Here is a 23,408-nt window from a genome sequence, read left to right on the forward strand (position 1 = left end):
AAATTTAAACATAAAACTTTCCTACTTTAGTATGTACTCAAACTTTAGCAAAAAACAAGTGCAGCACTATAACACGTGATACATATTTCTTTTTCACGAAGTTTATAATGCAACAACGCGATAAACAGTCTTTGGAAAGCGGCTGACCATCCGCATCATCCAATCCTGTTCACTAAGAACAGTATGACAAATATAATAATCCGTTAGCTCTGCAAATTGCTCAAATCCATATTTGGGTTCGCTTGCCATCTCTAAAATGATAAAATCGTACTCTTTTTTAAATTCTTGTAATATATGAGAAATATTATTTGAAAAATCTTGTGCAGAAACAGCACTTGTTAATCCCTGAGGGAGAATATCAACCCCCGTATCATAATCACGGTAAATAACATCATGCAACTGAGCATGGCCCGTTAAAATATCACTCAACCCTCGATGTGGACCAATGACTTTCTCTATTTGTTGACCAGAGATATCAACCAACAAAATTGTTTTGTTTTCTTTTGTAAGATGAAGAGAAAGTTTTGCTGCTGTCCGTGCAGCCTCTTGTCCAATGATTGAAATAACGGTTGAGGCACGCCATTTCAACACATCAGATAATCCCTCTATTGTAATAAAAGCTTCAAGACTTTTCATTTCTTGAGAAACTAGAATACTCTCATTCTTCTTGAAAACATTTTCTTTTGAGCTCAAGTCCTCTTCTGAGGATTGATCTTTTTTGTCTTTAAAGCACGGATAAAATAACACTATTCCAAGCAAAAGAGTAAGGAAGCTCATCAATGCGCTCACAAGAATATTTTTTCCATAAAGAGCCATAAAAGAAATTGGCGTTAACGTTGTTGGCATAACCACGTGGATCTTTGTATTTTGCAAGAGAAGAGAATCATCATTCAATCCCCGATATGAACCAATAACTTTTTCTCTCCCTTGAGCAAATTTACTCATCGCTTTATTTTGTGCATCGATCTCTACTTTTATTTTATTTTCAAACTCGTTAAATATTTGATTCCAAGATTGTGATTGATCTTTTACAAAAAAGCTTACCCTTTTTTTGAGCTGTTTTTCCAACTCCGTTGCAATAATCTCATCTGAATGGACTTGATAAACGATCTGTAAAATTTTATTTTTTAATTGCTGAGAAACCGTCTCTAATTCCGCAGTCATGGCCTTAATTTGAGGATGATTCCACCCCAATTGTGCAGCCATATGTGCTCTTTGTGTTTCCAAGAGATCACGTTTAGATTCCAGAGCAACAATTGCTGAATTATCTGCAATAAACGATAAGGACAGTAAAGATTGCCCATTTTCACGCATCATGTTAATTGTTGAATTTAAACTTGTTAAGTGAATACGCTTTAAAGTTGCTTGCGTTAATTGCATCGAAAGATCATTCAGCTCTGTTTGTTTTACACCATGCTGAATAAAAGAATCAACAGAGGCACGAAATCCCTGCATGATATTAACGATTGCGGTATTATCATATTGTTTGTCTTCTAATTTCTCATTTAACAAAGACTGTTTCTGTCTTATGATTACTTGTGAAAATGCAGAAAACCAAGTTTCTACTCCTCGTTGAGCTGCTTCAAATGTTTCAGCTTCAACAGTCAGATTGATAAGATCACCATGACGCGATAAACGAATATTTTCTTGTTTTTTTTTCTTATAAGAATCACTTAAAGAAAAATTCGAATCATCTGAAAATATAGGCTGTGAAAGCAAAAATGCGATAACATTGTCTTGTTTTTCAATGGGTAATGGCTTTCCTACAGAATCAGATAATGAAAATACTAAAGTTGCTTGGTAACCACGGGGCTGAATAAAATAATAAAACCAAATCAAAGAGATACACAGCATTTGTAACAGCAAAACAATCAAAATGTTTCGCCATACTGTACGTACGAACAGTCTTTTATTACAGTTAAGACTCATCTTTATTTTAACCAGAAAAATACTTCTTCATATCGTTTTATTTAAGAGAAAGTAGTAACTATCCTCTTAACTTGCTTTCATATTATTTTGAGATAAGAAAAACATAAAATTTAAGCAAAAACGTTCAACAATAGCTTTAAAAAACTTAATTCATATTTTTTTTAATGTTCTCTAATTGTTTTTTTGCTTCAGAAGTAAGAACAGCTCTAATGGTAATAGCCCCATCATCATGCCCTTCCTGCTTTATTTCCGCAGAGTTTTCATAAAACCAATCAATAAGTGACATTTCATGAGGTTTTAAAAGATATTCAACGCTCTGGACCTCTCCAAAAAGTCGCTTTTCAATAGTTCTTAATAATTGATCGAGCCCATCCCCTTTAAGGGCTGATACTATGAGCGCAGGATTTGACCGTGTCATTGCGCTCGTTTGTAAAACATTCAAAGCTTGCTCATCTAACATATCAATCTTATTCCAAACTTCTATGATATGCTCTAGATCATCAATATCGATATCAAGACTTGAAAGAACTTCTAAGACATCTTGGGCATGGGCTCGATGATCAAGATCCGACATATCTCTTACATGAATAATGAGATCCGCTTCAATCACTTCTTCAAGGGTGGCTCTAAAAGCTGCAATCAAATTTGTTGGCAAATTAGAGATAAAGCCTACAGTATCAGACAAAAGAATAGTTTTTCCATGGGGAAGAACAACTTTGCGTAAAGTCGGATCAAGCGTTGCAAATAACATATTCTTTGCTAAAACATCAGCACCGCTTAAACGGTTAAAAAGTGTTGACTTTCCTGCATTCGTATATCCTACTAGTGCCACAACAGGATAAGATGTTTTTTTTCTTTTTGCTCTATGAAGTGCACGCGTTTTAATAACCGTTTCCAATTCGCGGCGAATACGAATAATTTTCTCTTGTAAAAGACGCCTGTCTGCTTCAATTTGCGTTTCACCAGGTCCACCTAAGAAGCCACGCCCCCCTCGTTGCCTTTCCAAGTGCGTCCAACTCCGCACAAGCCGCCCTTTTTGATAGGACAAATGCGCCAATTCTACTTGCAAAACCCCTTCTTTTGTTCGTGCACGATCACCAAAAATTTCAAGAATCAAAGCCGTCCTATCGATAACTTTACAATTCCATAATTTTTCTAAATTACGCTGCTGTATTGGCGTTAAAAAGTGATCTATAATCGCAAGCTCAATGGAATATTCATGGATATAATTGGCAAGCGCATCAGCTTTACCTTTTCCAAAGAGAGTCGCAGGACGAGGGGTTAAAATGTTAATTATTTCATAATGAACAACTTCTAACCTTATAGCATGCGCTAACCCCAATGCCTCTTGAAGGCGAGAAGATCTAGAGCATTCTCTCAAAGAATTTTCAGTTCTATTCTCTTGAAAAATCGGTATCAAAACAAGTGCGCGCACTTGTTTTATAATTTGCGAAAATACCTCTCCTAATCTCTCATTTTCATTTATCATAGCAATCTAAGGACTTTAAAAATGGGATAAGAGGTTTATCTTAAAATGATGTGTTTACTCAGGACTTTCTCCTTCAAACATCTGTACAGGCTGTCCGGGCATAATCGTAGAAATAGCATGCTTATAAACCAATTGCGCGTGTCCATCTCGACGCAAAAGGACACAAAAATTATCAAATGAAGTTACAATACCCGTGAGTTTAACGCCATTAACAAGAAAAATTGTAAGGGAAATTTTTTGCTTACGCACCGTATTTAAAAATACATCTTGCAGGTGTTGTGATCGCTCTGCCATTATTCTTACACCTTCATCTCGATTGCATAAAATATTCGTGCATGCATATCGACTGAAAAATATTCAATTGTCAATGTAGAAGCTTCAAATTTTAGCAACAAACAACTGAAATATTAGAAAAAACTGCTCTTTAAAGCAATAATAAAGTACAGCTTATGAAAATCTATCATTAAATTCAAATTTTTTCACGTTTACTTTTTTATGAACTTACAGTTTAAAGACAGATTTTTATACATTTTAAACTATTATAGATACTCTGTGAGATGGTAAATTTCTTCGTTTAGAATCAATAAAAGTAAGCGGACAACAACATTTATTATTGATCATCAATATTTAAAAAAATGCATTTACACTGCATTGTTTTTTTTACATTAATATATCACTAATATATCATTGCCATTAAATTGTCCTTATCTCAAAAAGAATAGGTTGGCCCAGCTTTTTATAAGCACAAGTTGTAAACAGTATTTTTATTTTTGTTAGAATCGAATAATGATTTGTTTTTATTATATTTTATAACCTTTTTAAACAAAGTATAAGATACCGCGTTAACTTTATTTTGATAAGTTTTTAAATTTTTTTCCTCAGCATATTCCTTTCTAAATGATTAACAGCTAGTATGCGGAAATTATGTGGAAGAGGACGTATCCCTTTTTCCCGTCTGTATAGAGTACGAGGCGAGTATGGCACGCAGAACCAAATTGCAAACATTTGAAGTTGAAGTTGAAGAAGCCCTCACAAAAGCGATGAACTTTGATTTTGATGACACAGAATTTGAGACAATATCATCGAATAATTCTGAAAATATCGTTAATGTCGATGATTTGATTCAAAAAATTGCAATGGCAGAAGAAGAATTTTTTGCTGAAAATGGTCCTTCAACTTTTGTCTCTAATATTCATGATGATGCTGTTATTGACAAATCCGTTGTTGGACAGCTTTTTGCTCCAAAAACTTCACCTGATATTTCAGGGGGAACGGTTTACAATACATTGTTATCGACAAAACTTCTTCCTGCAAATGATGATATAACAACCCCTGTAAATTTTGGACTCTTAAAGCACCGTTCTTCCTCTCGAATCTACTGGTATACAACAGCGCTTAGTGCTTTATGGGCAACTGGGGGAGCTTTTATTGCCCATAAACTCGCCCCAGCTGGACTAAGCTCTTTGTCTAATATCAGTACTTTTGTGACATCCCCAACAGGACTCGCTGTAGCGGCCGGAACAGCAATTCCTATCCTTATATCTTGGGGTGTTGCTCAATTAACAAAACGTTCGAACGAATTGCATAATATTGCTCTTCTAATGACAAATGCTGCGCAACGCCTTAGTGAACCACAACAGTTATCTGAAAAACAAGCTATTGCGATAGGGCAAACCATTCGTGAAGAAGTCGCGGCAATGAACGAAGGGATTGAAAGGACTCTTGGACGTGCTGTTGAACTTGAAGCAATCATACAAGGTGAAGTTCACAACCTAGAACAAGCTTATGCTGAAAATGAATCACGCATTCATACACTCATCAAAGAATTGAGTAATGAACGCATAGCCATTTTGAATCATGCCGATCGCGTACAATCAACAATTAAAGGAACACAAGAACAACTGAGTGATGAATTTGGCTTGGTTACTTCTAAAATTGTCACCAATGTTGAAAAGCTTGCACAAACTCTTTCTCAAACTTTACAAAAACAAGGTGAAGACCTTGTTGAAAAACTTTCCTATGCCGGTGATGGTGTAACAAATCAGCTTGTTGAAAAATTTAACGAAACAACAACACAAATTCAGCAGAAAAACACAAAGTTTTTTGATGAATTAGGAAAAAACTTTGATGGTTTTGCAAAACGATTTGATTATAATGAGAAACAAATAGAGAAAACCTTTAACGAAACAGCAGCAAAAGCAGAAGTGCATGCTGCTAAAATTGCAACGCATATACAAACAGTAACCGATCAAACTTTGCACGTTGTCGATGAAAAGTTTAAAGCCTTAGATAAAGCTCTTCTTGATCGCAATAATCAATCTCTACAGAACTTTGATGAGAAAATCTTAAAGCTTGATGATCAAGCACATAAACTCTCTTCTAAATTTGATAATATAACCTCACAAGCCATTGGAGCCTTTGAACAACGTTTAGCAACTGTTGATTTTTCTCTTAAAGAACACAGTAACTCCATTATTGATTCCTTTATAGAACGCAGCCAAGCTTTAGAGGATAATGCCGAAAAACTTGGTAACTTTTTGGAAGCACATGTTTTGAAAATAAATGAAAATCTCCAAGAAAAAACAGCAGACATTACCCATGCATTTACAAATGGACGTGAAGCTATTCTGTCTGCAATTGATAAAAGTAAAGAAAACTTGAGAGAAGAAATTCAACATATCGACAATGCCATTGTTGATATTATACAAGAACGTTCACAAGATTTTAAATTGCAACTTTCTGATCAACGAGCTCTCATGGCAGACATGCTTGATAGCGAGAAGAATAAAATCGCTGATGCATTAAGAAATCAGATTGATGTCTTGGTCCAAAATACGTCTCATATCGAAAAAGTTTTGACTGACAATGCTCAACTCGTTGATAAACAAGCTGGAAATCACATTGAAAATATCATTCAATGCACTGACAAACTACAAGAAGTCATTGTACAAAGTTGCAATACAACGCAAGATGCTTTAGAAGCACAAGCGAGAAATATTGATATCCGTGCCGATGCTCTGCGTGACTCTTTGGCAATTAATAGCTTTTCTCTTAATGAAGTTCTTGCTGATCAAGCGCGCACTCTCGAACAGCGCATGGAAACAATCCATAATCTCATCGCAAAAAGTGATATACGTGTCGATGTAGCATTGAAACAGCAAATAGACTTAGTTGAGAGTGCAATCGCCACCAATAATAAAAACATTACTGAAACAGTTCAAGATCATATAAAAAACCTTGAAAGCCACGCTGAAGTTTTAAAGAATACTCTCTCTCAATCGAGTGGTGTTTTCTTCGAAACCCTTGAAACGCGTATGGAATCATTCGATACAAATTTAGAAGATCGTGCACACAAAATTTTTGAACGGGCAACAACGCTAGAGGAAACATTATCTGAAAAATTTAGCCAGGTCTGTGAAGCCATTGATATGCAAACATCTGTTATTGAGGAACGTTCTGACACGTTAAAAACGTCTCTCATGCTGAGTAATGAGCAAAGTCAGATAATTCAACAAGCGCTGGAAAATAGTGTTGACAATATGCGTGTTAGCTTAGAAGATTCTGTTAATACAGTCACAGATAATCTGCATAATAAGATTATAAAAGCTTCTGATATGCTTTCTTCTACGGGTGAACAAATTCTCTCATCTGTTACAAATGCTACTGCACAAGCTGAAAATATTCTCTCAGAGTCAGGCAATCGCATCGTATCAAACGTTAAGAAAACAGTGTATGATACCAGTGAAAAAGTTCTGTCCGTTCTGTCTGAACAAACAGCGCATACCGTCGAAGCCTTCGCAACAGCCAGTCATAATGCACAAGCATTATTGAATGAAACAATTCACACATCAACAACAGCAATAGAGCAAGTCCTTAATGAACGTTGTGATGTTCTTCATCATTCTATGCAAAGTCTCAAAAGTAATTTAGGCTATCAGCTTTCTGATGTAACAAGCCGTCTGGAAGATGCGAAGAATCAGACAGCAATACAAATTTCAGAACATGTTGGAAAAATAACAGAGCTGACAAACCACTTAAATCAAGCAGCACAAAGTACAACAGAATCAATTGATTCTTTAACGCAGCATATTGGTGAGCAACTCTCTCTCTCCACACAAGATGCTGAGCAAAGAATTTATGCACATAATGAATCTTTAGTGAATAGCTTAAACAAAGCAAACTCTGAAACACTTCAAACAGTAACAGCGATGAAGGAAGAGCTTATGAATAATGTCTCGTCCATCTTACAGCAGTTGAATCAATCAATTTACAACTTCCAAGAAAATAGTAATGTTTTATTATCAGCTGTTCAAAATATCGATGGTCAGTTTAATGAAACAACGAACAATTTTTTCCGCAACACGAACCAAGTAGCAGAGCGTTTATCAGTCTCAAATCAAGCACTTAATAATAATGTTGAAATTCTGCAAGGACTCTCAAACAACACCTTTGAACAAATTAATCATATAACGAATAGTTTTGGTGAACATGCGAAAACACTTTCCCAAACTATTCATGTTCTTGAACAGTCTGAAAATTCACTAAGTTCAACGCTTGAAGAAAAACGTAATACACTTTCTGCATTAAGCGATGCACTTGTTTCAAAGTCTCATGAAATTAATCAAATGATTGAGCATTATGAAAAAATCTTCAACTTAGCCCTTGAACGCTCTGATAAGAATGCGCGTAACGCCACAGATTCATTCCAACAATCGCTTAATAGGCTTATTAGTGAAGCGTCAACACGTTTTTCGGGAGCAGCAGAAGATATACGTCGCTCCGCGGATGAAGTTCGTTTAGAGCTTTCAAAGATTAATAATGATATTCATGAAAATGCTAAAAAGCTTCCAGAAAAAACAAAAGAAACAACGCAAACAATTCGTACGGCTTTGAATGAGCAAATTGCAGCATTAAAAGATCTCATCAGTGTTATACAAAATGATCAAAAGAGTGCAAAAGAACAGTTAATATCGGCATTTCCTACATCATCAGTGCTTAATAAGAGAAGTGAGAATTCTCCTGAGTTCATTAAAAAGATCATTCCTCCTAAACCTGTTTTACAACAAGATCAAAGCATAAAAAGACCAAATAAATGGGTGTCGAATCTCTTAGAGAGAGCTTCACGTGAAGAAACATTTTATGATGAAACCCCAAATGATGCTGTTTTAACATCAGTGCAAACAAAATCACGTCCTACAAACAGTTCTCTTAACGCGTTAGCATCAGGTATAGTGCAAGCGATTAATCATAATGCCATTGTTGAGCTATGGGATCATTATCAACGTGGCCAAAAAAACATCGTAACAGAACGCCTTTATACCTTGAATGGGAAAACAATATTTGAAATGATTAAGAAAAAATATATGAGTGATTTTGAGTTTAAGCGTTCAGTGAATCAATATGTTTCGGACTTCGAAAAGCTCTTACGTGATATATCGCGCAGTTCTGGTTCTTCCAACTCAGTTCGCAAATACCTGATATCAGATACAGGAAAAGTTTATACCATGCTTGCTCATGCAAGTGGACGAATCCAATAGACAATAAAAAAAGTGGAAAAAATATTTTTCCACTTTTCTTTTTCCAGTTGTCTTAATTGCTCATCATAGAGTGCTTTACGGTCAGCTGGAGCTTTGTACTTCAAAGACTGATAATTGGACGCATTTTTCTTTGATAACCTAAGTGATAACCCTAAAGAAAGCTTACTCACTTATCAAACAGCCTATCATTCTCAAAAATGATAAAACATATTTTCTACTTCTCTATTCTTTCCTTAATCCTTTTATTTTTTATAAGAACAAAACCAGTAATATTATTTTATTTGCTAATTCTCAAAATTTTTCGTGCTTTTTATTAAAAACAGCTCATAAAAAAGCATCTCTATTCCTTTCTTAAAGGTTTTTTTACCCACATACCGCTCTCGCTTAAAATATGTGAGTAAATATTCTTTATTATATAGACGAATTTAAAATGGATGAATCTTAATGTATTCAAATTTCCCATCCAATATACGAGATATTTCATTCTAAATTATAAAGTAACGCATTATACGGAATATATGAATTCCTGTATAAAATGCGCAATGTCAGCTTTTGCAGTGAAATTTTTGTTTATTACAACACATGACTTACCAGTATATAAAAAATACAACTTTAAACGATTAACAATTAATTGAACAATAAAAAACACACCTTCCATTTTCAACGTTCCTATCTTCTTATAAAAAGAGCTGAACAAACGGTTTATAACTTTCAAATTTCTGTTTTAAAATTTCTTCTACTTCCGTATAGAAATTTAAATAAAATATATATTTTATAAAAAGCGAATGAAATGAATAAGTAAGCTCTTCTTTTCTTTCCTTATTTTGTAAGCATTGCAAAAAGAAGAATGGCTTGGTAATGTAATCATTATTAAATGTTTTTATTTGCTTGTAGACTAATCACTTTTACGCGTTTTATTAAGGAAAGAAAAACAAATGTGCCGCTGTCAATAAAATTATTCCTGCGCACAAATGAAAAGAAACATCAAACTGGTTTTATGATCCAGAAGAATTTTCTCATGCTCATGCATTTTGATATTCAGAGAAATGAGGATCTATTAGTGGACAAAACCTTATCGTAGATGGAACACCATATAAACATACACTAACTTGGATATCATAAAAATGTCTAGAGAACGAAAGAGTAATTTCAGTTCACCAATAGCTGAACTTGACAGTGCTGCACTTTTTTATCACCAACATCCCAAACCTGGAAAATTGGAAATACAAGCAACAAAACCTCTTGATAATCAACGTGATTTAGCTCTTGCTTATTCCCCAGGTGTTGCAGCACCATGTCTTGCAATTCATAAAGATCCCAATCTTGCTGCTCAATATACATCTCGTTCTAATTTAGTCGCTGTTATATCAAATGGAACGGCTGTTCTTGGTTTAGGAAACATTGGCCCACTCGCTTCAAAGCCCGTTATGGAAGGCAAAGCCGTTTTATTCAAAAAATTTGCCAATATTGATGTTTTTGATATTGAAATTGATGCATCCGATATAGAGCAAATGGTACAAACGGTATCGAGCCTAGAACCTACATTTGGTGGTATTAATCTTGAAGATATTAAGGCTCCTGAATGTTTTGAAATCGAAGAAAAGCTGCGCGCTAAAATGAATATTCCAGTTTTTCATGATGACCAACATGGAACGGCCATTATTGTTTCAGCGGCTGTATTAAATGCCTTAAATCTTTCAGGAAAAAAAATTGAAAATGCCAAAATAGTTACCTCAGGTGCAGGTGCTGCCGCTCTTGCTTGCCTTAATCTTTTGGTCCGTCTTGGAGCAAAAGTTGAAAATATTTGGCTTAGTGACTTAGAGGGCGTTGTTTATGAAGGTCGCAAACCCCTTATGGATCGTTGGAAAGTCAATTATGCACAAAAAACTAACGCACGAACTTTATCTGATATTATTAATGATGCAGATATTTTTTTAGGACTATCGGCGGGTGGTGTTTTAAAGCCTGAATATCTTAAAAAAATGGCTCAAAATCCACTCATTTTAGCACTGGCTAATCCAGTACCAGAAATTATGCCGGAAGAAGCACATTCTATACGACCCGATGCAATGATCTGCACAGGGCGCTCTGATTATCCCAATCAAGTTAATAATGTCCTTTGTTTTCCCTATATCTTTCGTGGTGCATTAGACGTAGGTGCGACTGCAATTAACGAAGAAATGAAAATGGCTGCTGTTCATGCGATTGCTGCCCTTGCTCGTGAAGAAACTTCAGATGTTGTAGCCCGTGCATACTCAAAAGAACCACCTAATTTTGGACCAGACTATCTAATCCCCTCTCCTTTTGATCCGCGTTTAATCCTACGTATTGCTCCTGCTGTTGCTAAAGCAGCAATGGCAACGGGTGTCGCCCTTCGTCCCATTGAAGATATGGAAGCCTACCATGATATCCTCAATCGATTTGTTTTTCTTTCTGGTTTAACAATGAAACCTGTATTTGCTGCCGCAAAAACAGCAAAACGTAAACGCGTCATCTACGCCAATGGTGAAGATGAACGCGTCCTTCGTGCAGCGCAAGTTGTCATTGAAGAACAAACAGCAACACCTCTCCTTATTGGCCGTCCACATGTTGTAGAAGCAAGATTAAAACGCTTTGGTTTGAAAATTCGCCCTAATATAGATTTTGAATTAACAAATCCTGAAGATGATCCACGTTTTCGTGATTATGTTAATTTATTTTTTCATTATACAGGAAGACGTGGCGTTACGCCTGAAATGGCAAAAACAATCGTGAGAACATCAACAACGGCTATTGCGGCCCTCGCCGTCATGCGTGAAGAAGCAGATGCGATGATTTGTGGCTTAGAAGGACGTTTTGAACGTCAACTCGAATTGATTGAACAAATTATCGGACTTGACCCTCATGTTCACCGCTTTTCTGCTATGAGTTTGCTTATCTCTCAACAACGGACTCTTTTTCTCACGGATACTTACGTCAATGAAAATCCTTCTGCAGAAGAAATCGCTGAAATGACTGTATTGGCCGCTCAAGAAGTTGAAGCATTTGGAATAACACCCAAAGCAGCCTTATTATCACACTCAAACTTTGGTTCTAAAAACACAGAAAGTGCACGTAAAATGCGCCGTGCAACAGAAATTCTTGCCAAATTACACCCTCATTTAGAAGCAGATGGTGAAATGCATGGTGATGCTGCCCTTTCCAAAGTTTTTCGTGATCGTGTTTTTCCTGATTCTCGTCTCAAAAGTGAAGCGAATTTGCTTGTCTTTCCAACACTTGATTCAGCCAACATCACGCTCAACACTGTTAAAAGCCTCACAAATGCACTCCATGTTGGTCCTATTTTAATCGGGGCAGCACGTCCCGCCCATATACTAACGCCTTCAGTAACCTCACGCGGCGTTGTTAATATAACAGCTCTTGCCGTCCTTGCTGCAAATAGGAAAAATAGTCTCATAAAATAAATGTACAATAAAACTTCAAAGTTTTTTAAATATTGAGATATAGTATTTCACGTACTGTAAAGTTATTTTTATCTATAAATAAAGACAGTTATATTCTGGATTAAAACTTTTTTTTAAAGAGAAAAAAGGCTAGAAGAATGATATTAAATGTATTTTGAATTTACTAACTCTATAATAAGGAATCCATACATTGCCTTCCACGTTTGATAAAGTTGCTGATATTATTGCAGAAATTAGTGAAATTGATCGTAGTACAATCACACCTGAAAGTCATACAATTGATGATTTGGGAATCGATAGTCTTGATTTTCTTGATATTGTTTTCGCTATTGATAAAGCCTTCGGAATAAAAGTGCCCCTAGAACAATGGACGCAAGAAGTCAATGAAGGTACAGTGGCTACGGAAGAATATTTTGTTCTTAAAAACCTCTGTGCAAAAATTGATGATCTCGTTGCCTTAAAACAGGCGGAGTGATTTTTTTACTATGCATGATCAATCCGTATTTATCACTGGTATAGGTCTCATAAGCTCTCTTGGAGAAGGAACTGATCAACATTGGAATCTCTTAAATGATCCAATTTGTACACCAAACCTAGATTGTACAACTTTTTCGCCCTACACAGTTCATAAATTGCCTGAAATTGATTGGAGTTTACAAATCCCTAAAAAAAGCGATCAACGGCAAATGGGAACATGGCAACGCCTTGGTACCTATGCGGCTGGTCTTGCTCTTGATGATGCCGGCATGAAAAATAATGAACAATTCACGTCAACAATGGACATGATCGTAGCAGCAAGTGGAGGAGAGCGTGATATTACTGTTGATACACAGATTCTTTCTAAAGCGCGCGCAGTCACCGATCACGCTTCTATATTAAATGTTGCGCTTTCAACTGAACTTCGTCCAACATTATTTTTGGCACAACTTTCAAATCTTTTGGCGGGAAATATTTCAATCGTTCATAAAGTCACTGGATCATCTCGCACATTTATGGGAGAAGAAGGCAGTGGGCTTTCTGCTCTTCAAATTGCTGTAGCCCGTATTAAATCAGGACAAAGTACCCATGCTCTTGTAGGAAGTTCCTATAATGCACAAAGTTATGATATGTTGTTGGCCCATGAGCTTGGTGGTCTTTTAACCCATAATGGATGGAGCCCAGTGTGGGATCGTAAAATTCACTTTGGTGGTGGTATTATCACCGGTTCTGGTGGTGTCTTTCTTGTTCTTGAAAGTAGAGAACATGCAAAAAAACGTAACGCACGTGCTTACGCTGAAATTAGCCAAATTATTACAGACCAAACAGATAGAACCAAAATGCCGCTTAAGGAATCAATTGCAACAATGTTAAAAATGGTAGGCGCTAAAGATTCCTTAGCCATTTCAGCAGCCTCAGGGGCTCACGAAGCAACAAAAGCAGAAAAAAATGCTCTTGATGATGCTAATCTATCTTACCGGGGTATTACAACATTATTCGGTTATATGCGGGAAGCACAATTTCCTTTAGCACTTGCCCTTGCAGCACTTTCAATTGAAAAAAAACACTGTTTTCCGGCGTTAAGTCCTCATGAAGAATCTTTTTCTAAAGAAGTACATGAAATATTTGTTACAACGATTGGTATCAAAAGATCTGAAGGTATTGTACGTCTTACGGCTGTTTGAAGGGGAATTTCTATCGTGAAATATCATGATCATTTTGGGCGTCCACTTGTAGCAATAACTGGGGCAGGCGTTGTCACATCACTGGGACAAGGGAAATATGAAAATTGGCAAAAATTAACAAGCGGTGTAAGCGGCATCCACAAAATAACGCGTTTTCCCGTTGAGGGCTTAAATACATATATTGCCGGAACAATTGATTTTCTCGAAGAAAGTACGCTTGGTGCTTCAGCTCTTTCTGAAAAGCTTGCACATCTTTCTGCTGAAGAAGCTTTAGAACAAGCTGCTCTTGATAAAACAAATTTTAATGGACCACTCTTTCTCGCTGCTCCCCCTGTTGAACTTGAATGGCAAGCACGTTTTAGTCTTGATCAAGAAGAAGGATTCAATCATGAGCCTTCTTATGCCCATCTTCTTAAAGTCTGTAAGCATAAATCCCACGAGGCACTTTTTGAAACCACACAATTTGGTGCAATTGCAGAAAAACTGCAAAAAACGTTTGGCACAAAAGGACTTCCCGTCACACTTTCCACAGCTTGTGCATCTGGTGCAACAGCAATTCAATTAGGCGTTGAATCTATTCGACGAAGAGAAACAAATCGCGCTCTTACCATTGCGACAGATGGATCAGTTTCAGCAGAATCTCTCATTCGCTTTTCATTATTATCTGCTCTTTCCACTCAAAATGAACCTGCAGAAAAAGCAGCAAAACCCTTCAGCCGTGATCGAGATGGATTTGTTATGGCAGAAGGTTCAGGCGCTCTTGTTCTTGAATCTCTTCAAAGCGCATTAGACCGTAATGCTACAATTTTAGGAATTTTAGCGGGCTGTGGCGAAACAGCTGATGATTTTCACCGTACACGTTCAAAACCTGATGCATCACCAGCCATTGGATCCGTTCGCAAAGCCTTAAATGATGCACAAATAACCATTCATGAAATTGACTATATTAATGCCCATGGAACCTCAACACCTGAAAATGAGAAAATGGAATATCTTGCATTATCGACAGTCTTCGGTGATGTTCTAGAACATATTCCAGTTTCTTCTAATAAATCAATGATTGGGCATACCTTAACGGCTGCTGGTGCTATAGAAGCTGTTTTTTCGCTTTTGACCATTCAATCGGGAATACTTCCACCTACCATAAATTACGATAATCCTGACCCTGCTATCCCTTTAGACGTTGTTCCTCATCATAGCCGTAAAGCGAATGTCAATGCGGTTTTATCAAACTCATTTGGGTTTGGTGGTCAAAATACAAGTCTTGTTATCACTGCCTATAAAGGATAATTTTTCCATACTGACCAAAATTAATCGTACTGAAGCAATAGCAATTATCAATTGAAGGGGAATAATAATGCGTGCGCTACAATTGCTAAATGAACGCCAGCTTGAAATTACTAATATTGCACCACCTCCTTCACCCCGACCAGATGAGGTAACAGTGCGTATAAAAGCTGTTGCACTCAATCATATTGATGTATGGGGCTGGCGTGGGATGGCTTTTGCGAAAAGAAAAATGCCCCTCATCATTGGTGCCGAAGCTTCCGGTGAAATTACGCAACTGGGAAGCCATGTTAAAAATTTACACCTTGGACAAATCGTCTCAATTTATGGTGCACAAACCTGCGGAGTATGCCAAGCTTGTCATGAAGGACGGGATAATCTTTGCTCTGATGTAAAGGGAGTTTACGGTTTTCATCTTGATGGATTTGCTTGTGAGCTTGTTAATTTACCAGCACGTTTATTGATTCCAGCCCCTTCCCAATGTGATGAATTACAAGCCGCTGTTGCCCCCATTACTTTTGGTACCGTAGAACATATGCTTTTCGATAACGCAAAACTACAAGCAGGAGAAACAGTTCTGATACAAGCAGGTGGTTCTGGTATTGGCTCTGCAGCCATTCAACTTGCAAAACACAGGGGCTGCACCGTTATTACCACGGTAGGTTCAGATGAAAAAATTGCAAAAGCACACTCTCTTGGAGCAGATCATGTGATTAATTATCGTAAAGATCGTTTTGAAGGTGTGGTGCGTAAATTAACTCAAAAAAAAGGTGTTGACGTTGTTTTTGAGCACGTTGGTGTCGATACATGGAACGGTTCTCTGTTGTGTATGAAAAAAGGAGCACGCTTAGTGACTTGCGGTTCTACCTCTGGCGTTTCAGCACCCATAAATCTTATGCAATTATTCCAGCAACAACTTAAGATATTTGGTTCTTTTGGCTGCCGTATGGAAAATATGAAAAATGCCATGCAAAAAATGGCACAAAAAGCCGTACATCCTGTCATTGATACGATTGTTGGACTCGATGAAATGGATACAGCTTTAAAACGAATGGAGAGCCGTGATGTTTTTGGTAAAATTATTCTTAAAATCAATTAAATCATGATGAAGCGTTCTCTTAAAAATCTCATCTATCGTATTAAAATTATAGCTAAAAAAATATCCTACTTGTTGTGGGCATATCTTCTCTTTAGTTCTTTATTTATTTTAAAATGCTTTCCAGCCAAAATGGGAATTTCTTTTTTTTCTTGGTTGGCAAAAAAAATTGGTCCCCTTATCCATCGTCATCAAATAACACTTGCAAACCTTAGGAGCGCATATCCAGAAAAAACAGAGCAAGAACGCTATGCGATTGCCATAGAAATGTGGGAAAATATAGGACGCTTGCTCGCCGAATATATTTATCTTGATAAAATTTTTGATTTTGATCCTTATGCGGACGAGCCAGGTTTTATTGAGGTTAAGGGAATTGAAATCTTTGAACGATTAAAAAATGAAAAAAAGCCACATATTTTTTTCACAGCGCATACTGGAAATTTTGAACTTCTGCCTATTTGCGCACAAAGTTTTGATCTAAATGTTACGGTCTTATTTAGACCACCCAATAACCCTTATGTTGCCAAACGAGTTCTTAAAGCACGACAAACTTCTATGGGACATCTTGTTCCCTCCAAAGCCGGTGCAGCATGGGCATTAGCAGGAAAATTAGCAGAAGGTGAAAATATTGGTATGTTGGTTGATCAAAAATTTCGCCGCGGTATCATGGGAACATTTTTTAACAGACCCCTTAAAACAAATCCCTTAATTATAAAGCTTGCGCGACAATATGACTGTGATATTTACCCAGCGCGTTGTATTCGTCTGCCTGAAGGACGTCATCGTTTAGAATTATATGAACATGTCGAACTTCCACGAGATGAAAAAAATGATATCGATATTGCTGCTTCCACGCAAAAATTAAATGATATTGTTGAAACTTGGGTTCGTGAATATCCCGGACAATGGATGTGGTTACATAGACGTTGGGACATCTAACATAAGCTCCATTGCTTAAAGAGGAAGTACAAATGTTAGCCTCAAAAAATATCAAAGATCTCACCGCAATTATCACTGCCTTACGAAATCCTGATAATGGTTGTCTCTGGCATAAAAAACAAACCTCTGAATCCCTCATACCCTATCTGCTCGAAGAAGTTTACGAAGTCATCGACGCCATTGAACGAAAAAACCAAAAAGATCTCTGTGAAGAACTTGGTGATCTCCTTTTACAGGTTATTTATCATGCGACCATTGCACAAGAAGAAGGCAGCTTTACTTTTGAAGATGTTGTTTATGCAATCACAGCAAAAATGGTTCGCCGCCATCCTCATGTTTTTGGAAATACCGAGCAAAAAAAACGAGGTTTTATAAAAGAAGAGTGGGAATATATAAAAAAAGAAGAACAGACTAAACAAAAAAAAATGCACAAAGAAAACAACAATTCAAGTATTCTTGCAAAAATAAAACCAATCCAGCCAGCAAATCAAGAGGCTATTGCTTTACAAGAAGCTGCGGCTAAAGTGGGCTTTGATTGGCAAGAAAGTGATAAAGTTTTTGCAAAAATAGAAGAAGAACTCGAAGAGCTCAAAGAAGCCATCAAAAACAAAAAAAATTCAGAGATAGAAGCAGAGTTTGGAGATCTCTACTTTATTCTTCTTAATCTCGCGCGCCACTTAGCCATTAATTCACAAAAAGCACTCAAAAAAACAAATATAAAATTCCGAAGTCGTTTTGCCTATATTGAAGAAAAGCTCTCCACTCAATCTAAAACACTCACTGACGCATCCTTAAGTGAAATGGAAGAACTTTGGAAGAAAGCTAAAAAAGAACAATAAAAAATATCAGATTTTTCGTACCTAAAAGAATAAATCTCCCAGAATCTACTTAATGATAATTTCTCTAAACTTGGATAATTTTACGAAGCTTGATTTGTTTTATATTGATCTTGAGGAGCAGGACGAAGTTCTACCGACTCACCACACCCACATGCTGAGACTTGATTAGGATTTTTAAAAACAAAACCAGAACGAAGTGTCGTCACTTCATAATCCATCTGTGTTCCTAATAAAAATAATACCGCATCATGCGCAATAAAAACACGAGCACCATTCACTTCAACAACATCCGCATCTATCCCCTCTTCTTTGACAAGAGTAATTGTATATTCCATCCCTGCACAACCGCCTTTTTTGATTCCAACAAGAATACCTCGTGCATCTTTAGCATCCATAATCGCTTTAACGCGATTTACAGCGGCTTGTGTTAAACTTATTACCGAAAAACGACTCATCGTTTACTCTTTTCTTAGCTCAATAGACACTTTAAACGTTTTTTCTCTACCATATTTCCTATCTGGTATTTTAGAAGAAAAACAACAAGACATAAATTAAAACATCCTAACCTTTTTATTGGGATAAAAATGTATCCTGATAGAATAAGATTTTTGATTGTATAATCTAGAATTTACAATTTTTTCCTCATAAGAAGTAAAATACCTCTGCTATAAACACTCTAAACGAAAGAAAACGTTTCAATCATATAAAGAAAATAAACCTCCCGTACTTATGGGCTCTCCTCTCCTTCCCCAATACCCTTAAAGTTACAAATCTTCCCCCTTCACAATCTGAAAAAGGAGTTAAATGTATAAAGCTCTATTAACTATAGATCTCAAAATGTAACGATAACAAAAAAACTTTACAGATTCGTTGTTTATATCGAATGAATAATAAGATATTAATGGACAAAATTTTTCACTTTCAAAAGTTGTCAGTGTAAGAGCATTTTAGATTTTGTTCTGTTTATTTTTTCTCTTGCCTTTAAAGAAACAGTCATTTAATCGTTTCACACGGGAATCGGAGCGTAGCGCAGCTTGGTAGCGCACTTGACTGGGGGTCAAGGGGTCGTGGGTTCAAATCCCGCCGCTCCGACCATTTTCTAAATGCTTTAAAATAAGCTTATCTTAGAATTTTTTATTTCACTCGCACATCCATGATTTTTTTTCAGCATAGAATAGTGCAATAAACTTTTATCATCAATTTGAGAGAGAGAGCGTTTTTATGAGAATCATCTTCGTTCTCAAGAAAGGAAATATAAAACGCGAGACCTTTGCCTCGCGTTATTTTATTCTGTAAAAAATTTATGATTATTTGCTTCTCATATTTTCTAAATTTTCTTTATGCGACAATGCTGTTGTTATCATTTTTTGTAATGGATGGAGACATCTGCACGCTTATCTTTTTTGGTTTTAATTCAGCTGGCATTTCCCTTTTAAGCTGAATATGAAGAAGCCCATCTCCAAGCTCTGCTCCGATAACTTTCACATGATCAGCCAAATGAAAACGCCGTTCAAAAGCGCGCGAAGCAATACCTCGATAAAGAAATTCTCGTTCTTCATCATCCTTTTCAGGTTTTCTCTCTCCTTTAACGATCAGCTGATTACAATGGGTTTCAATATCAATTTCATCTTGAGAAAAACCAGCAACAGCCATAGAAATTCTATAAGAATCTTCACTTAAACGTTCAATATTATAAGGGGGATAAGAAGAAACTTCCTCTGGTTGTGTTCTTGAATCAAACCAGTTGAAAAGATGATCAAAACCTACTGTGGAACGATAAAATGGTGAAAAATCTACTTGGCGCATAATACTGCCCTCCTTTAGAGCGACTATAATTTAAAATTGACTCACAAAGCTCCCAAATGGCAAACTTACTTGTGAATCCGCGGCCCCATCATGGCAACCACACTGTATTATCTGGTAATCATTTTCCCTTATTTCAACTCTTTTATCCCTGATAATTGACAAAAACGATCTAAAAAACAACCTACCCCTTTCTTAATCCTTCTTCTTCATTACATAAATATCAACGCCACTCATTATCTCATGGTGCGCTCAGTTGCAAAAATACAATTGTAAAGGATGTCCATTGGAAACACCTCTTTATCCCATAAACCGTGAATCTATAGCTCCTAATATTCATTATAACAGCCTGAAAATAGCGATAGATCGCGAAATTCATTTTGCGATAACATATCCTGAAGCGAAAAAATCTAAGGGAACAATTGTTATTCTTGAAAGTGACGCAAATGCTTTAGAAACATATTTTTTAACCATAAATGAAATTTCTCAACGCGGTTTTCATACAGCAATATTTGACTGGTTTGATCCCCCCAAAATATCCTTCAAGACAAGAAAAAAAAGCCGACAATATTACTTTAATATAAATAATGATATTAATGATTTATATGAATTTCTTAAAAATGTTGTTTATCCTATTTGTCCACCACCTTACTCTATGCTCGCCTATGGTACGGGTGGATTAGTAGCACTGAGCGGATTAGATGTCATTAATCATCAATTTAATAGATTGATCTGCGTTTCTCCCCTTTTTGCTCCATTCGGCAATAAAACGAATGGTTTTCAACATAAGCTAACACAATTTCTTTCTGATATAGGCCTTGGTTTTATACCAACAAAAGATAGAAAAAAATTAAAAAAAACAAAACAAAAAAACATACAATTAGGGCATATGCATCAAGGACCATTCCCTTCCATTAAGCCCCCAACATCCCGATGGATGGCATCGGTATTTAATGCGATTGATTCTGTGAAGAAAAATATACGCCATGGTCATTTACAAATACCAACACTCTTTATTCTCGCCAATCAAGACAATTTCGCCAACAACATTGAAGTACGGGAATTATGCCAACACACACGTCTGACAGAAAGTATTACCATTACAGGCGCTGAACTTGATACAATTATTTATAATGAAGGTTATAAAAAACAATTTTGGGCGGCATTTGATGCATTTATTCTCGATAATGCCTCTACAAAATAATACAAAATCTCAACTTCCATTTTGCTCTGTCAAAACGAAGATTTCTATCAGCGACATCGTTCTATAAATATCTTCTATATAATGGATTCCATCTTCTAACCATTCATATGATTCGTTTTATAGACTCTACAGACAAACCATGAAACCAATATTCATCACAAGGCATAATAAAAATAACGAATATATAATCACAACGATGATATTTTAATAAAATAACTATAAAAAATTTATCTTAATAAATCATAATAAATTCTTATAAATAAAACATCAAAATACTATTTTTGATATATTATTAAGGGATGATTTTATATTATAAAAAATAATATCTTTTATTTAATTAAAGAAAAATTTGAAAATAAACATTGTTTATAATATTCATTTTTAAATCTCTATAAAAAGCAAATAACTATAAAAATTCTATAGGATAATTTTTTAAAAACAACAAATTAACATAATATGCTTCTAATTACCCGATATCATCACTTCTTCAGTAATGATTTTCATAATTTTTTTAATGGAATTCTGATAAGAAACAGATAATTTAAAAGAAAAAATAGTAATGAATCGTTTTAAAAGTTTTGGATCGTCCCAGCTTTTTCCAAATCACATATATTTCGAATTTAACCAACTCACAACGAATATGCTGTATTTTGAATAAGAATATAAGAATTAACCATTTTGCCATTCATTTCGATTATGAGTATTTTTCGATCTTTTTTATAAATACTCTATATTGTATAATTGATATGGCAAAAACTCTTACAAATGGAGCCATTGGAACACAATCATGAAACGAATCCTGCTCGCAGAAGATGATAACGATATGCGTCGCTTTCTCGTAAAGGCCCTAGAACGTGCAGGCTATGAAGTCGCCGATTTCGATAATGGTATTAGCGCATATGAACGTTTACAAGAAGAACCATTTTCTCTTCTCCTGACTGACATTGTGATGCCGGAAATGGACGGAATTGAACTGGCACGACGTGCTACTGAAATTGACCCTGATTTACGAGTCATGTTCATTACAGGTTTTGCAGCGGTTGCACTCAATTCAAATAGTGATGCTCCTCCTGATGCAAAGGTTCTCTCTAAGCCATTTCACTTACGAGAACTCGTCAATGAGGTTGAAAAGATCCTTATTGCTGCTTAAAGGGATATTTTTCTCAGTTATTTGCATCTGTTATAAAAGAAAATGAAATTAAGCATTGACGTTTGTCGTTCTATATGGTGTATGCAACATCGGTGAATGGGCGTGTAGCTCAGCGGGAGAGCACTACGTTGACATCGTAGGGGTCACAGGTTCAATCCCTGTCACGCCCACCATATGCTTTTATTGATCTTATAACTTACTGATTTCACGTATATTTTAAGAGGTAAGGGATACCCGAGTAAAGTTAAGGGAATAGGATTTTGTGACGTGCCTCTATAGGACGCCTGCTTTTTTATCAAATTTCTCTAAAAATTTTTTAAATCTTGTTAAGTCCTGTTGTGAAAGATTCTCTAAGTTTTTAACGAACGTACCAATAGTTTCATGTTGCAATGAATTAGAAGATTTCATTGTGAAATTCTTGCGACAAACATCAGCTTCCTTTCTTAACAAAGAAGCTGTCTCTTGATCTAAACCGTACAGCTCTATAATCTTGTCTTCCATACCAATGGGTACGGATTTTTTGCCAATCTCAACTGAAGATAAAAATGCTACAGATATACCTAATTTATCAGCCATATCTAAGAGTCGTTCAAAATGATCGACGCGAATTTTGCGTAAAATTTTACCAAAAGATGTAAGCATCTAGAAAGTCCTGTTAGAAGAAGAAATATTTCCTCTGATTCTAACAAATCTTTTTCAAACTTTCCTCAATTATTGCTAATGCGAATCAGAATTTTTTTGAGAATTCACTATCAATTTCTTACTTAAATAAATCTGAATGCGTACCTGTCCTATCAAAATGGACTCGCTCTTCATCAACTATATAAATTAATAACCAATCTGCCTCTATATGAAGATCTCGACGAGGCTTCCAATTGCCTTGTAATGCGTGATCATTTAAAATAGCAGGCAATTGCTGCTTATGAATTAGAAGTTGCATAACTTCTGTAAGCTTTCGCATATCTTTCCCACGTTTTTTTGCCCGTTTTACATCTCTTTTAAACTTTCCTGAATAACTCACTGAACGCATA

17 protein-coding genes and 2 tRNA genes are annotated in these 23,408 nt (G+C 36.0%); 12 read left to right on the top strand and 7 right to left on the bottom strand.

Annotation, left to right across the window (positions count from 1 at the left end):
- Window positions 1–102: 102 nt before the first annotated feature.
- From D1093_RS07070 to hfq, 3 genes are all read right to left on the bottom strand, one after another.
- Window positions 103–1,929 carry a hypothetical protein gene (locus D1093_RS07070; protein WP_120101630.1) on the bottom strand — a complete coding sequence of 609 codons (1,827 nt, stop codon included), beginning with the start codon at window positions 1,927–1,929 and terminating at the stop codon, window positions 103–105.
- Window positions 1,930–2,074: 145 nt separating this feature from the next.
- A complete protein-coding gene (gene hflX, locus D1093_RS07075) occupies window positions 2,075–3,418 on the bottom strand; it encodes a GTPase HflX (protein WP_120101632.1) in 1,344 nt (447 codons plus the stop codon).
- Between the two features lie 54 nt (window positions 3,419–3,472).
- Entirely contained in the window at window positions 3,473–3,712 is a 240-nt protein-coding gene (gene hfq / locus D1093_RS07080; RefSeq protein ID WP_005773461.1) for an RNA chaperone Hfq, read from the bottom strand.
- A gap of 683 nt (window positions 3,713–4,395) precedes the next feature.
- Between hfq and D1093_RS07085 the strand changes: the two genes are divergently transcribed.
- The 8 genes from D1093_RS07085 (at window position 4,396) to mazG (ending at window position 18,220) form a co-directional block, all read left to right on the top strand.
- Entirely contained in the window at window positions 4,396–8,955 is a 4,560-nt protein-coding gene (locus D1093_RS07085; protein ID WP_120101633.1) for a coiled-coil domain-containing protein, read from the top strand.
- A gap of 1,124 nt (window positions 8,956–10,079) precedes the next feature.
- Complete coding sequence (locus tag D1093_RS07090; protein ID WP_120102378.1) at window positions 10,080–12,398, top strand: NADP-dependent malic enzyme; 2,319 nt, start codon at window positions 10,080–10,082, stop codon at window positions 12,396–12,398.
- A 190-nt stretch (window positions 12,399–12,588) separates the two neighbouring features.
- Window positions 12,589–12,873 (top strand): acyl carrier protein, encoded by a 285-nt coding sequence (locus D1093_RS07095; RefSeq protein ID WP_120101637.1) that lies wholly within the window; start codon window positions 12,589–12,591, stop codon window positions 12,871–12,873.
- A gap of 10 nt (window positions 12,874–12,883) precedes the next feature.
- The gene (locus D1093_RS07100; protein WP_120101638.1) at window positions 12,884–14,059 is read left to right on the top strand and encodes a beta-ketoacyl-ACP synthase; all 1,176 of its coding nucleotides are present in this window, start codon (window positions 12,884–12,886) and stop codon (window positions 14,057–14,059) included.
- Between the two features lie 15 nt (window positions 14,060–14,074).
- The gene (locus tag D1093_RS07105; RefSeq protein WP_120101640.1) at window positions 14,075–15,349 is read left to right on the top strand and encodes a beta-ketoacyl-ACP synthase; all 1,275 of its coding nucleotides are present in this window, start codon (window positions 14,075–14,077) and stop codon (window positions 15,347–15,349) included.
- A 67-nt stretch (window positions 15,350–15,416) separates the two neighbouring features.
- Window positions 15,417–16,445: a zinc-binding dehydrogenase gene (locus tag D1093_RS07110; RefSeq protein WP_120101642.1), complete on the top strand. Its 1,029-nt coding sequence runs from the start codon at window positions 15,417–15,419 to the stop codon at window positions 16,443–16,445.
- A 6-nt stretch (window positions 16,446–16,451) separates the two neighbouring features.
- A complete protein-coding gene (locus tag D1093_RS07115) occupies window positions 16,452–17,381 on the top strand; it encodes a lipid A biosynthesis lauroyl acyltransferase (protein ID WP_120101643.1) in 930 nt (309 codons plus the stop codon).
- A gap of 32 nt (window positions 17,382–17,413) precedes the next feature.
- Window positions 17,414–18,220: a nucleoside triphosphate pyrophosphohydrolase gene (gene mazG / locus D1093_RS07120; RefSeq protein WP_120101645.1), complete on the top strand. Its 807-nt coding sequence runs from the start codon at window positions 17,414–17,416 to the stop codon at window positions 18,218–18,220.
- An 80-nt stretch (window positions 18,221–18,300) separates the two neighbouring features.
- On the opposite strand, the gene D1093_RS07125 is transcribed toward mazG, so the two are convergent.
- The gene (locus D1093_RS07125) at window positions 18,301–18,675 is read right to left on the bottom strand and encodes an iron-sulfur cluster assembly accessory protein (RefSeq protein ID WP_120101647.1); all 375 of its coding nucleotides are present in this window, start codon (window positions 18,673–18,675) and stop codon (window positions 18,301–18,303) included.
- 563 nt (window positions 18,676–19,238) lie between these two features.
- On the opposite strand from D1093_RS07125, the gene D1093_RS07130 reads away from it, so the two are divergent.
- Window positions 19,239–19,315: transfer RNA gene (locus D1093_RS07130), tRNA-Pro, on the top strand.
- 243 nt (window positions 19,316–19,558) lie between these two features.
- On the opposite strand, the gene D1093_RS07135 is transcribed toward D1093_RS07130, so the two are convergent.
- The gene (locus D1093_RS07135; protein WP_120101649.1) at window positions 19,559–20,026 is read right to left on the bottom strand and encodes an Hsp20 family protein; all 468 of its coding nucleotides are present in this window, start codon (window positions 20,024–20,026) and stop codon (window positions 19,559–19,561) included.
- A gap of 283 nt (window positions 20,027–20,309) precedes the next feature.
- Here D1093_RS07135 and D1093_RS07140 point away from each other — a divergent pair, with 283 nt between their 5' ends.
- The 3 genes from D1093_RS07140 (at window position 20,310) to D1093_RS07150 (ending at window position 22,550) form a co-directional block, all read left to right on the top strand.
- The gene (locus D1093_RS07140; RefSeq protein WP_120101650.1) at window positions 20,310–21,227 is read left to right on the top strand and encodes a serine aminopeptidase domain-containing protein; all 918 of its coding nucleotides are present in this window, start codon (window positions 20,310–20,312) and stop codon (window positions 21,225–21,227) included.
- Window positions 21,228–22,014: 787 nt separating this feature from the next.
- Window positions 22,015–22,377 carry a cell cycle two-component system response regulator CpdR gene (cpdR, locus tag D1093_RS07145; protein WP_005773448.1) on the top strand — a complete coding sequence of 121 codons (363 nt, stop codon included), beginning with the start codon at window positions 22,015–22,017 and terminating at the stop codon, window positions 22,375–22,377.
- Between the two features lie 98 nt (window positions 22,378–22,475).
- Window positions 22,476–22,550: transfer RNA gene (locus tag D1093_RS07150), tRNA-Val, on the top strand.
- Between the two features lie 100 nt (window positions 22,551–22,650).
- Here D1093_RS07150 and D1093_RS07155 read toward each other — a convergent pair.
- Complete coding sequence (locus tag D1093_RS07155) at window positions 22,651–23,019, bottom strand: helix-turn-helix domain-containing protein (RefSeq protein WP_120101652.1); 369 nt, start codon at window positions 23,017–23,019, stop codon at window positions 22,651–22,653.
- 118 nt (window positions 23,020–23,137) lie between these two features.
- On the bottom strand, window positions 23,138–23,407 hold the full coding sequence (locus D1093_RS07160; protein ID WP_005773399.1) for a type II toxin-antitoxin system RelE/ParE family toxin: 270 nt from the start codon (window positions 23,405–23,407) through the stop codon (window positions 23,138–23,140).
- Window position 23,408: the final 1 nt, after the last annotated feature.

The sequence above is a fragment of the Bartonella kosoyi genome (genome assembly GCF_003606325.2).
In the GTDB taxonomy this organism is placed as follows: domain Bacteria; phylum Pseudomonadota; class Alphaproteobacteria; order Rhizobiales; family Rhizobiaceae; genus Bartonella; species Bartonella kosoyi.